General features: G+C 36.9%; 11 protein-coding genes and 1 riboswitch. Of the genes, 9 read left to right on the top strand and 2 right to left on the bottom strand.

All coding sequences use genetic code 11. From position 1 onward, the window contains the following. Nucleotides 1-338 precede the first annotated feature (338 nt). A riboswitch (M-box (ykoK) riboswitch) is annotated at nucleotides 339-505 on the top strand. Between the two features lie 279 nt (nucleotides 506-784). Beyond that, nucleotides 785-3,430 (top strand): magnesium-translocating P-type ATPase, encoded by a 2,646-nt coding sequence (gene mgtA / locus HMPREF3116_RS04825; protein ID WP_107309618.1) that lies wholly within the window; start codon nucleotides 785-787, stop codon nucleotides 3,428-3,430. Nucleotides 3,431-3,498: 68 nt separating this feature from the next. On the opposite strand, the gene HMPREF3116_RS04820 is transcribed toward mgtA, so the two are convergent. Next, the gene (locus HMPREF3116_RS04820) at nucleotides 3,499-4,065 is read right to left on the bottom strand and encodes a hypothetical protein (protein WP_070468060.1); all 567 of its coding nucleotides are present in this window, start codon (nucleotides 4,063-4,065) and stop codon (nucleotides 3,499-3,501) included. A gap of 82 nt (nucleotides 4,066-4,147) precedes the next feature. Then, entirely contained in the window at nucleotides 4,148-4,681 is a 534-nt protein-coding gene (locus HMPREF3116_RS04815; protein ID WP_070468058.1) for a transcription repressor NadR, read from the bottom strand. Nucleotides 4,682-4,865: 184 nt separating this feature from the next. Between HMPREF3116_RS04815 and HMPREF3116_RS04810 the strand changes: the two genes are divergently transcribed. From HMPREF3116_RS04810 to HMPREF3116_RS04780, 8 genes are all read left to right on the top strand, one after another. Next, on the top strand, nucleotides 4,866-5,339 hold the full coding sequence (locus HMPREF3116_RS04810; protein ID WP_070468056.1) for an S-ribosylhomocysteine lyase: 474 nt from the start codon (nucleotides 4,866-4,868) through the stop codon (nucleotides 5,337-5,339). A 10-nt stretch (nucleotides 5,340-5,349) separates the two neighbouring features. After that, nucleotides 5,350-6,486, top strand: a complete 1,137-nt coding sequence (locus HMPREF3116_RS04805; protein ID WP_070468055.1) for an ArgE/DapE family deacylase — start codon at nucleotides 5,350-5,352, stop codon at nucleotides 6,484-6,486. Between the two features lie 695 nt (nucleotides 6,487-7,181). Further along, nucleotides 7,182-8,567: a 23S rRNA (uracil(1939)-C(5))-methyltransferase RlmD gene (rlmD, locus tag HMPREF3116_RS04800; RefSeq protein ID WP_107309617.1), complete on the top strand. Its 1,386-nt coding sequence runs from the start codon at nucleotides 7,182-7,184 to the stop codon at nucleotides 8,565-8,567. A gap of 441 nt (nucleotides 8,568-9,008) precedes the next feature. Continuing rightward, nucleotides 9,009-9,233: a helix-turn-helix domain-containing protein gene (locus tag HMPREF3116_RS04795; RefSeq protein ID WP_070468052.1), complete on the top strand. Its 225-nt coding sequence runs from the start codon at nucleotides 9,009-9,011 to the stop codon at nucleotides 9,231-9,233. Between the two features lie 43 nt (nucleotides 9,234-9,276). After that, nucleotides 9,277-9,423 (top strand): hypothetical protein, encoded by a 147-nt coding sequence (locus HMPREF3116_RS09065; protein ID WP_210382481.1) that lies wholly within the window; start codon nucleotides 9,277-9,279, stop codon nucleotides 9,421-9,423. Between the two features lie 32 nt (nucleotides 9,424-9,455). Further along, nucleotides 9,456-10,100, top strand: coding sequence for a hypothetical protein (locus tag HMPREF3116_RS04790; protein ID WP_210382480.1), 645 nt, complete (start codon nucleotides 9,456-9,458; stop codon nucleotides 10,098-10,100). Between the two features lie 68 nt (nucleotides 10,101-10,168). Then, a complete protein-coding gene (locus tag HMPREF3116_RS04785) occupies nucleotides 10,169-11,029 on the top strand; it encodes a hypothetical protein (protein ID WP_070468051.1) in 861 nt (286 codons plus the stop codon). Beyond that, nucleotides 11,022-12,518 carry a hypothetical protein gene (locus HMPREF3116_RS04780; RefSeq protein ID WP_070468049.1) on the top strand — a complete coding sequence of 499 codons (1,497 nt, stop codon included), beginning with the start codon at nucleotides 11,022-11,024 and terminating at the stop codon, nucleotides 12,516-12,518. Before HMPREF3116_RS04785 ends, HMPREF3116_RS04780 begins: the two co-directional genes overlap by 8 nt. Nucleotides 12,519-12,814 lie beyond the last annotated feature (296 nt).

The following is a 12,814-nucleotide window of genomic DNA, read 5'->3' as shown; positions in this document are numbered from 1 at the left end:
CACTGCTAAGGCATGCTAGGTAGTTTCAGCCTTGGCTATGCCTCTATTTATCACTTTCTCGAGTAATTCGATTTATGAATAAAACTATTAATACTGACTATGTTAACCAAAGCATATATGAATCTGTCCAAAGGTGGATTAGACTAGCTGCGACGAATATGAAAATATTGACTATTTTTTTCTTGTCCATGAATGCATTGATTAAGTGAATCCAGGTAGAAAAAAAACGTAAAATTAAGTAGTAAATATAAGCTAAGGGGGGCTCGACGCAACCCAAGGATTCTCTATGGCTTGACAAGTGTAGTTAAAGCTTGTATGCTTATAGGTGTTGAAAAGAGAATATGATTTGTTAGGCAGAGGCTCCTATGCAAACACAGGCTACTGCCCAGAAACGTCCAGAGACGCCAATGGGTATAACAGGATTATCCGATAGAAGGAATTTCTAACGTAGCTAACAGTAATGTTTACGTTGTATAGTGCTAAAACTCCACGAAAAGATCAAAAGCAAAAAACAGGTGTATACCCGTTTTTCTTGTGGATATTTAGAGTAAGCTCTCGCTAATGTTAGTGGGGGCTTTTTATATTGCGACAAATCTTCATTTTAACAAGTATAAAATGAGGAGGTTTTTTTAATGGTAAAAAGGTGTATCCTTTCTTAATTGTTTTTATCATTTGTTCAATGATTAAAGACTTTCTTTGCATTCTTTCCAGAACTTTAGGTGGCTGATTACAGTCTAGACTAGTGTAAGGAAGTAGCAGTATGTAATTGAAAGGATTGAATATAATGATGAATAACAGAGATCAATTAGGTTACTTTGAATTAGCTAGTAAACCTATTTTAGAAATAAAAGAAATATTTAAAGCAAAGGCAGATGGTTTTAAAGAGAACGAAGCAGATCAAATTAGAAGTGAATATGGTGACAATGAGATAAACTATGGTAATGAGAAAAGTTTATGGCGCTATATCTTTGAGGCTTATTTCACGCCATTTACACTAGTATTATTAGGTTTAGCTTTGATTTCGTTTCTAACAGACTATGTATTTGTAGATCCTGCTGAACAAGAAATTTTAGGACCAATCATTATTGTGGTGTTAATTATCTTAAGTGGTACGATGTCTTTGATTCAAACGATTCGTTCAAATCAATCTGTAGAAGCGTTAGAGTCTATGGTTGAGGTAACATCGGCAGTTAAGCGGGAAGGTCAGTATCAAGAAATTAGAACTGAAGATATTGTGATTGGTGACTTAGTTCGCTTAAAAGCTGGGGATATGATACCAGCAGATATTCGCTTACTAAACAGTAAAGATTTATTTGTATCACAAACTTCATTAACAGGTGAAAGTCATCCTGTTGAGAAACGTGCAAAGGATGAAGTAGAGGCACCAACTAGTGAAACAGATTACACTACCCTAGTATTTACTGGAAGTGAAGTAGTGAGTGGTGTTGGTGAGGGTGTGGTAGTAAGAACTGGGAATAACACCTTATTCGGTGGTATTGCGGATGCCTTTTCTAATGAACCTATCAAAACAAGTTTCGATGTGGGCATTGAAAAGACATCACTGTTATTAATTCGCTTTATGGGTTTAATGGCAGTCATTGTTATTCTGATTAATGGTTTAACAAAAGGTGATTGGTTGCAAGCTTTACTATTTGGTATCTCCATAGCGGTCGGCTTAACGCCTGAAATGTTACCAATGATTGTGACAACAAACTTAGTCAAAGGTGCTAAAGATATGAAAGAAGAAGGTACGATTGTACGGAACCTTCAAGGTATTCAAAACTTTGGTGCGATTGACGTATTAGTGACAGATAAAACTGGTACTTTAACGCAAGATAATATTGTACTTCAACACCATTTAAATATTGATGGAGAAGAAAGTAATCGTGTGTTACGTCATGCTTATCTAAATAGTTATTATCAAACAGGGTTAGGTAACCTTATGGATAAAGCAATTATTCGAGCAGGTGAAGAAGAACTAGCGTACGAAAAACTCGCTTATACAAAAGTAGATGAAATTCCTTTTGACTTCGAACGTAGAAGATTAAGTGTAGTAGTTGAAGATCAAACAGGTAAAACACAAATGATCACCAAGGGTGCAATCGAAGAGATGTTGGCTGTATCGTCTTATGTGGACTATGCTGGAGAAATTCTTGAGTTAACTGACCAAGCTCGTGAAAAAGTATTAGCACAAGTTGCTAAATTAAATAGCCAAGGATTACGTGTACTAGGTGTTGCCCAAAAAACCAACCCTAGTCCTGTAGATGCTTTCTCAGTGAAAGATGAAAGTGAAATGGTACTTATTGGGTATTTAGCATTCCTAGATCCACCAAAACCATCTACTAAAGCAGCAATTAAAGCATTAAATGATCACGCTGTGAATGTGAAAATTATGACAGGTGATAATGAACTCGTGACGGTATCTGTTGCTGAGCAGGTAGGTATTCCTACAGATCACATTATTTCAGGGGATCAATTAGTGGGTAAAAGCGATGAGGAATTACGTGAAATTGCAGAAAAACATAGCTTATTTGTGAAGTTGAATCCAACGCAAAAATCAACTTTAGTCACAATACTAAGAGAAAATGGTCATGTAGTAGGATTCCTAGGTGACGGGATTAATGATTCACCAGCATTAAGAGCAGCTGATGTGGGTATTTCTGTGGATAATGCAGTGGATATTGCTAAAGAGTCAGCGGATATCATTTTGCTAGAAAAAGACTTAATGATTCTTGAAAAGGGGATTCTAGCAGGACGAAAAGTATTTGGCAATACGATGAAATATATCAAAGCGACTACTTCGTCTAACTTTGGGAATGTATTCTCAGTACTGATTGCAAGTATATTCTTACCATTCCTACCAATGCTACCCATTCAATTGCTATTCTTAGGCTTAATCTATGAAATTGCTTCAATGTCATTACCATGGGACGATATGGATAAAGAATATTTATATCTACCTAAGAAATGGGAAGCTTCTTCCATTCAAAAATTTATGGTATGGTTTGGCCCAACAAGTTCCATTTTTGATGTCACAACCTTTATCATTACATTTTTCCTTATTGCTCCAAGTATTGCTGGTGGACAATTTGTAAACTTAAACGAAGGGCAACAGGCATTATTTATTGCCATCTTCCAATCTAGTTGGTTTATTGTTTCATTATGGACACAAACGCTTGTTTTGTATACACTACGCACACCAAAAATCCCATTCATTCAAAGTAGACCATCAAATATGGTACTTGCAATTACAGGTATAGGCATTTTAATTGGTACATTCGCACCCTATACAGGTCTAGGGCGCGCACTTGGTTTAGCTGCATTACCAATCCAATTCTGGGGATTATTAGCAGCAACAGTCGTTTTATACTTAATATTAGTTCAAATCGTAAAACACATATATGTAAAACGTCATGGTGAATTACTATAAAAGCAGTTATGGACCTTTGGAAAATAGCAAGAAAAAAGAGCGCATTCGCGCTCTTTTTCTTATCCATTTCATAAATTTACCTGAGCAAAACCAAGGTGTGCTCGTTTTTCGATGGCCTTCGTAATTTGATAGGCAATTTCAAAGTCAATCATACCATGGATTAAGGAACCGATACCGATTAAAACAATCAAGGTATACAAGAAATTATCTGATGGTGGCACTAGGCCAGCCGTAGTCAAAGCATATACAATCATTAATTCGCCAAGGCCGTGAATGGTATTGATGAAGAAGTTAAAGGCTGTTCTTGAGCCAATTTTGACCAAGGTATTTGGTGCTTTTTGTAGGTAATAAGCACCTAAAGCCGCAAAAATTAAGTGGGTAAGGGCACGAGCCACGATGATAATTGGGAAACCTGCCATTAGAAATCCGATAGTAGTGCCGATTGCGACAATAGCTGCGGTTGAAGGTTTTCTAAACATAGACATGTCAACTGGAACATGTGAACCTAAGGTAAAGGAGGCAGGGCCAATGACAATTTTAAAGGGCATAATTAAGGGGATAAAGATCCCAATAGCGGTGAGTAAACCAGTAATCGTTAAATTTTGTGTGCGCTTAGACACTTGATTTCTTTGCATGATAATTTCCTCCCAAATTTGTTGAGTTTATCATACGCAAAATATTTCTAGGTGTCAAGACACCTGTCAAGACTTTTTGAAATTAAATCGTTTCGTCTAGTAATATCCCAGTAGCCTTTAGGTCAGCTTTTATTGCGTTAAAAGTTGCTTCATCTGGTGTGGTAATGGTATGTAGGTGAATACCATTTGTTAATGAAGAGAGCATAGTACCAGTAGACTTATCCATAGCTGTTTGGAATTCTTTTATATCTGCTTGATTTTTGATTTGTAAGCTAGCCTTTAGTAAACCGTAGTAAGGGTGATCTACTTCAACATTTTCAACGAAACCACCGTGATTAATGATAATCGTTAATTCCTCAACAGCTTGGTTAGCTAAATGTTGGCAGACGATTTTGCCTCGGTAGCGACTTTCATCCACGCTAGTTGCCTTATCAGCTAATAGATAGCCTTGGTTACTGGCGATGATGTCATAGTGGCTGGCTCGTAAAATTGCGACATCTCCTACAATAATTTGGCGACTAACACCAAATTCTTTGGCAAGACTAGTCGCTTTAAGAGGTGTGGTAGCTTGGTTCAAGGTTTGTATGAGTAAGTCTCGGCGTTTACTTGCTTTCATGGTAGTACCTCCTTTAGATCTTTTGTTGATTATAGCATAGGTTTTTACTTGGCTACTAACAACTAGGGTGATCCTCTTATCCAATAAGGGATGATTACGGTAACTTTGAAAGCTTGACAATTAATGATAAAATAATAAGGAAGTTTTAACTTAAATGCATGAAAAATAGATAAGGAGATTAATGATGGCAAAAGTAGAAAGTTTTACCTTAGATCATGATGCAGTTAAAGCGCCGTATGTGCGTATTGCAGGTGCTGAAACAGGTAATTTAGGAGATAAATTAAGTAAATTTGATATACGTTTTGTGCAACCAAACCAAGATGCTATTCCAACAAGTGCTATTCATACGTTAGAACACTTATTAGCAGCTTATACACGCGATTATTTAGAAGGCGTGATCGATATCTCACCAATGGGTTGTCGTACTGGTTTCTATATGATTGTCTGGGGAACACCTTCAGTTGAGGAAGTAGCAACTGCCATGACTAAAGTATTGAATGATGTCTTAGCAGCTAAATGGTCTGATGTGCAAGGGACAGAACGCGTTGAATGTGGTAACTTCCGTGATCATTCACTGTGGGCTGCGCAACAATATGCAAAAGAAGTTTTAGAAGCAGGATTCTCAGTTGATCCATTCGAGCGTAAAGTCTTAAAATAAGGAGGTTTCTATGGATAAGCAAGAGAAAATTAAAATTTTACAGGATGTCATCCAATTAGAAACACCAAACGGTAACGAAGAAATTGTTGCTTTGTATTACAAGAACTTACTTGAAGCACACGGTATCGAATCACAATTGATTCAATATGCGGATGGTCGTGCGAACTTGGTAGCAGAATTAAAAGGTCAAGAAGATGGGAAGATTTTAGCTGTATCAGGTCATATGGATGTGGTAGATGCGGGTAATCCTGAATTATGGACATACCCACCATACGGTGCAGAAATTCATGATGGTGTGATGTATGGTCGTGGGACAACTGATATGAAAGCTGGTTTAACGGCTTTAATCATTGCCATGATCGAGTTGAAGGAGTCTGGCCAAGCCTTTGCTGGTTCAGTTCGTTTACTCGCTTGTGTTGGAGAAGAGATTGGGATGCTTGGGTCTAAACAATTAACAGATCTAGGATATACAGAAGATATTGATGGCATGATTATTGCTGAACCATCAACACCTTATTACTACACAAAACACAAGGGCTCAATTCAGTATCAAGTAATCGCGCGTGGATCTGCCGCCCATTCTTCTACACCAGAAAAAGGGCTCAATGCCATCTTGCTGTTAAATACATTTATCAACAAAGCGAATGTAAAGATAGAAGAAGCGGCTGCAACTGCTGAAAACGATATGTTAGGTAGAATGTTGAATGTATTCACTATGATTGAGGGTGGAAACCAAATTAACTCGGTACCAGAGTATGCTGTGTTATCTGGTAATGCGCGTACAATTCCTGAAGTAGGCAATGATGTGGTGATTGATATCTTCAATGATGTGATTGAAGATATTAACGCAAACGGTCAGGGTATATTAGAATTGAACTTGTTACAAAATAACCAATATGCAGATGGAGATAATGAATCTGCATTAGTAGATTGCATTAAGCTAGAAGATCCACAAGCGGAAAACCGCGGGTTAAGTGGTGCAACTGATGGATCTAACTTTACCAATGTAGATAACAAATTTGACTTTGTTATTTATGGACCAGGTAGGATTGATAGCGCGCATACCATAGACGAATCTATTGAAGTGGACCAATACTTGGACTTCATCGATAGATATGTAAATATCTATAAAGAATATTTGAAATAGGATGTGAGACAGGGCGTTCAGACAGGAGACGGTGGAAGAATAGTGCCGTATCACACAAAGTGTGATGCAAACTATTCTGAAGCGGACACCTGTCTGCCCTGACGAGCTCAACTACAGGGTGCGAGCGAACCCAACTAAAAAGGTGCGAATATTGACTCTTAAACAGTGCGCTTATTGAGCCTTCGGCTTTCACTTTACCTATCATTGCCTTAAAACTAGGATGCGATGTAGGATGTTCAGACAGGAGACACTGGAAGAATTGCGCGTATCACACAAAGTGTGATGCAAGGTATTCTGAAGTGGAAACCTGTCTATCCTGCAAAGCTCAACTTGCAGTGGGACTGGAATTAGCCAAGGTCTAATTCCTTGCCTGACGATTCAACCTGTAAGGAATAAATTCCTAACAGGTTGATATGGGTCAGTCATCCTTTTTCACTGCAAAGGCATGCTAGGTAAGTTTCCGCCTTTGGCTAATAGTAATTTTTAACTATGTATAAGAGACAATTTTTTATGTTTTAAATGATTGAAAATATAGAGAAACAGAGTATTTATATACATACAATTGAAGGTTACTAAGAGAATAGAATAATGACTTGATGGACGCTGGCACTTAGGTGTTGGCGTTTTATTGTTTTCTGAGTATTTAATGGATGTGCATGTTAAAATAATGGGGATAAATATAAAGGATGATGATGATGAAACAAAAATATACAACGCCGATTCAAAAGAATGCGTCTTTTGAGGGCACAATTGAAGATCTTACTTTTCAAGGATTAGGTGTGGCTAAAGTGGATGGCTATCCTTTATTCGTAGAGAATGCTTTACCTGGTGAAATGGGGACAATTAAGGCCATTTCTGTGGGTAAAAAGTTTGGCTATGGAAAAATGATGAAACGAACTGTGGATTCGCCAGACCGAGTAGCCATTGTGGATAAGGTTTCAAGTCAAGTAGGTACAATGCCATTGCAACATATGACTTATGAAGCACAACTTGCTTTTAAACAAAGACAAGTAGAGAATGCTTTCAACCGTTTTGGTTTAGCTGAAGGGCGTAAAGTATTGCCTACTGTGGGTTCTGAAGATACTTTTAAATACCGTAATAAAGCGCAAATTCCTGTCGGTACGGATAAAGAAGGAAGGTTATATTCTGGGTTTTACCGGAAAAACTCTCATGAAGTTATCCCTGTGGAAGATTTTAAAATCCAATTACCAGGTATGGATGAAGCTATCCAAACAATTGTGCATATCTTAAACCAACATGAGTTGAAAGGTTATGATGAAGTGACACACTCAGGTCTAATACGTAATATTGTGATTCGTAAAGGCTACTATACAAACCAAATGATGGTTATCATTGTGGTGAATGGTAAAGATTTACCGGAAGAAAACCAAATTGTGACCAAAATTGTGGAAAAAGTGCCAGAAGTGGTGTCTATTGTCTTAAGTTCAAATACTAAACAAACGAATGTTGTGATGTCAGGTACACAACGTGTGTTATATGGTGTGGATAAATACGAGGACAAGATGTTTGATTTCACCTTTGATATTTCAAGTCGGTCATTCTTCCAAATTTATACACCTCAAGCTGAAAAGTTGTATCAATTAGCGATTGATGCAGCTGATTTAACAGGGGAAGAAACAGTGGTAGATGCCTATTGTGGAATTGGTACGATTACCATAGCATTAGCGAAAAAAGCCAAACAAGTATACGGGGTAGAAGTAGTCGCTGATGCGGTTAAGATGGCCAAAAATAACGCTACTAAAAATAATGTTGATAACGTGCATTTTGAAGCGGGTCAAGCGGAAACAGTTATGGGTGAGTGGGTTAAAGCGGGTATTCAACCGGATGTCGTGGTTGTTGACCCACCACGTAAAGGCTTAGATGATACTTTCATCGAATCAACAATTGAAGCTAACCCAGAAAAGATTGTCTATGTTTCGTGCAATCCAACAACTATGGCACGAGACATCGCAAAATTCGTAGAAGCAGGCTATGACTTCGAGCAAGTTCAACCATTAGATATGTTCCCACAAACTTGGCATGTTGAGACGGTAGTATTGATGTCAAGAGCAGATAAGTAAGGGTGTATTAAGATAAGTAAATAAAGGCTTTCCGTGGTTTGCAGTCTGGTTCTAGGCCGGAAGCATAATCACGGATTTTTGCTTTGAGGGAGTTTATCCAAGATTAGTGAAATTAAAAAGCCATCAGTAAGTACTGCTGATGGCTAGGTGAGTTGATAAGATTGCTGGTAAAAATGTGCTGAGTTGACAAGATGGCTATTGGCTTGAATGGACAAACAAGGAAGATCATCCAAAATGTTACGGTGTATGGTGACCACTTTATCATATCCTTTAAATCTAGTATTGAAATTGAAATATGAAAACCAGAAGTAAATAGCCCATGACTCTGAAGTAGAGTTGTGGGTTTTCTTTTACTTGTTGATTATAATAATAATTTTATAACTATTTCATTTATCAACCAAATGGTTTATAATATTCTTAGCGTAAACTTGGAGGTGCTGTATGACTACGGCAGAAATGATTAAAGAACTGTGTGAGCAAATGAATATAAGCGTTTCTGAACTTGCTAGACGCATTGGCCAGACTCCACAGAATTTCAATAAGAAATTACAACGAGAAACGGTAACCTTGGATGAGTTGAAGGCCATTGCTGATGTGCTAGGTGTCAAGTTTGTGCAGGCATTTATTTTACCAGATGGTTATGAGATTAAGACGGATAATAATTGAATTAATAATATTCTACAATTAATAAATAATGAGGAGAGATGATATGAAACCAATCAGTTTAACAGAACAGCTTATGTTTAATACTGTAAGAATAGAAGCCCATGATGGTTCTTCAGGAACTGGGTTTTTCTTTAATTTTCAGGAGAATGAGCTTACTATACCGACCTTATTACAAATAAGCATGTTGTAAATTATAATAGGAATGAGACTGTGAAGTTCTTCTTGCATTTAAGAGAAGATGACGGCTCAACTACTCAAAACTATGCTCTTACGTTACAAACAGAATGGTTTTTTCATTCTGATAAGGATCTATGCTTTACATTTATAAACCCGATATTTGAGGAAGTAAAAAAACGAACAGGAAAACAAGTATTTTATTTAGCTAACGATGAAGGTTTAATTCCTAACAAAGATAAATTGATGGAATTAAGTGCTTTAGAAGAAATTGTAATGATCGGCTACCCTATTGGTTTATGGGATAGCAAACATAATTATCCAATTTTCAGAAAGGGATACACAGCTTCTCACCCTGCTTATGATTTCAACACAAAAGGAATCGGTCTAGCAGACATTGCTGCTTTTCCAGGATCATCTGGATCGCCAATTTACATTTTAAACGAGAATGGCTATTCTGATAAAAAAGGTAATACTTATCTAGGCGCTCGTAGAATAATATTTTTAGGAGTTCTATATGCCGGCCCCACAATGAATGCAAATGGTGAGATATCAGTTGTTGATATACCTACACAACAAAAAATTATTAGCAGAACTTCAGTTATGACAAATTTAGGTTATTACATCAGATCAGAAGAGTTACTTGAGTTCAAAGATGTAGTTAAAGAAAAGTTAAAACAACAGAATAACTAATAGAGATTAACACAAGTAAATAAAATCAAACCTTGTTGCAGAAAGCATACATATAGGATGGTGATATCATGTTTAATTCAAAATTAAGAAAAAATGCGATCGATAATTATAAGGCAGCGGTTGAACGTTATGAGAAAGTTGCCAATGATTTAGGTGAAAACACGAATGTTCTTTATCAAGAGCGTAAAAAAGCTTTAGCTCTTGTTAAATTAATTGAGGAACGAATTAATCAATTAGCAAACACTCCAAAGGAGTTTAAAGTTACCCTTCAAAGAATTGAAATTGAAGTGGAAAATTTTAAGACCAAACAACAAGAAATTAAAAAGGCTGAAGTTGAAGCTAAAGCAGCTGCGGGTGGTTCTGGAGCAGGTGCAACTTTAAGTGCTCTTGGAGTTGCTGTAGCGACAATGGGTCCAACAGCAGCAATGGGCATTGCAACTACTTTTGGCGTTGCATCAACAGGTACTGCTATATCTACTTTATCAGGAGCTGCAGCAACTAATGCTACATTAGCATGGCTTGGTGGTGGCGCATTGGCGGCTGGTGGTGGCGGAATGAGTGCAGGTAGTGCATTTCTCGCACTTGCAGGACCAGTAGGTTGGACAATTGCTGGTGTAATGTTAGCGGGTTCAGTTGGTTCAGGTTTGTTCGCAAGTCATAAAAATAAAAAAACTGCAAATAAACTAATTGTAGAAAGAGAGAACCTCGAGAAAATAATTAGAAAATTTAATAATATGATTGCAGAAGTGAAGGCATTGTTGGAAACTACCAACACTCAAATTACAGGAGTAAATAGAGCAGAGAAAGCTTTGATTGGTAGTGATTATAGTCAATTCTCCAAAGATGAAAAGATACAAGCTGGATTGCTTGTGAATTCAACTTTAACTTTGGCACAACTAATTAATAAGGAGCTCAAATTAGATGACTAGTGAACAGACTATTGATAATAATGTTGAACAAAGTATTGCTTCATATGTCGATTATTTAAATAATATCCGATTAACGGATCTGATGAATACATTAGAATCAATTCTTACTAATGAAACAGATAAATTATCAGACTTAGCTACTAAATCAGCAAATGCATTATCGAATCTAGATTGGGCGAAAACAGAAATCGATAATCTTATCAGTATTAATCGTGGTGGAGAAACTGGAGTGCATGGTTTTATTTCGGAATTTGCTGAAACGGGTATAAGAAATGCAAGAGATGTTTATCAAGGACTGCAAAAAAGTGTAGTACTATTAAATGATAATGGACCTGCGGATATTCTACTACAAGGCAAAGAAGTACAAATGAAGTTTTATGCCAATAGCTTAGAAGAGATTAAACAAGCATCCAATTATGATAAAATGAGTATGATTTTTCCGAAGGATCATGTGGAAGTCATAAAAGAAATCATGGGCGGAGCAAAATCTGTAGAATTTAATGGAAATGTCTTGTCTAACTCCCAAATCAATAATATTAGAAAAGCAATTGAAGATGAGAGTGCTCTGCGTGGTGTTTCTTATGATGAATGGTTGGAATCATCAGTTCTTAAATATAAAGATGTCCAAAAAGGAACAATTGATCAAACGTTATTAAATGAAGCAAATGATATAAATAAGCAAACCGCTCAACAAAAATCGGATATTAAAAAGGAAGCGGACAGCGATAGATTAAGCGCCCAACAAGAAGCACAACCAAGTTTTGGAGAGGCATCTAAAGTGGCTGTAGTAGGCGCAGCAGTACAAGGTGGTTTCAATCTAGGAATATTTGTCTATCAAAAACACAAAGATGGAAAAGAAGTCTGGGATTTTGATATTGAAGATTGGAAAGAGTGTGGAGTCAGTACAGCTAAAGGTGCTATTAAAGGTGGAATTTCTGGATATGCAATATATGGATTAACGAATGTTTGTCACCTTGCGGCACCAAGTGCTGGAGCAATTACTTCAGGAACTTTTGGGTTAAGCAATGCCATCGTCAAATATAGAAAAGGCGATGTTGATACAGATGGATTTATTGATTTAGTGACATTAAACGCTATTGATGCAGCAGGGGCTGGTATTGGTGCTGCAATAGGACAAACAGTTATACCAATTCCAGTTGTTGGTGCTTTGGTTGGATCAATCGTTGCAACAACAGCACTAAGTCTTGGAAAGGGTGTTCTAAACAAACATGAAATAGAAGTTATCAATCTTTATCAAGAAAGAATTAATGCATTTGTTGATAAATTGGACAAAGAGTACCAAGTAAAACTAGATGAGCTTTTGAGTAAATATCATAAGCTTGGGGAATTGCAGCAATACTCGTTTGATTTCAATATCAATGTTCAGTTAAGATTTGTTTCTTCTATTAAACTATCGAAGTCAGTAGGAGTTCCAGAGAAAAGCGTTCTCAAAAATGAAGATGAAATTGATGAATACTTTCTATGTTGATATGTTCCCACATACGCAAGCCCTCAGTGGATATGTTCCCTCAAAGACAATAATGTTCAAGTGACTAATTTTTGACAGCTATGAATTCATCTCAAAACATGTTGAGACAGTGACACTACTTGAGAAGAAATGTTAGTTTCGCAGAAGTAGATCTCCTACCCATGCACGGATTTTCCAAGAAGGCAAGAAAAATGAGCAAGCTGAGTGGCTGAAACATTGTATGTTTAATGGTATAATTCATTTACAAGCTGTCAGCTAATTCCTCCTAGGTATTAATGCCTAGGAGGAATTAGCGA

It is taken from the genome of Aerococcus sp. HMSC10H05 (assembly GCF_001806975.1).
Classification (GTDB): domain Bacteria; phylum Bacillota; class Bacilli; order Lactobacillales; family Aerococcaceae; genus Aerococcus; species Aerococcus viridans_B.
The sequence above is the reverse complement of the archived record's forward strand: the minus strand, read 5'-3'. Positions and strand labels throughout refer to the sequence as shown.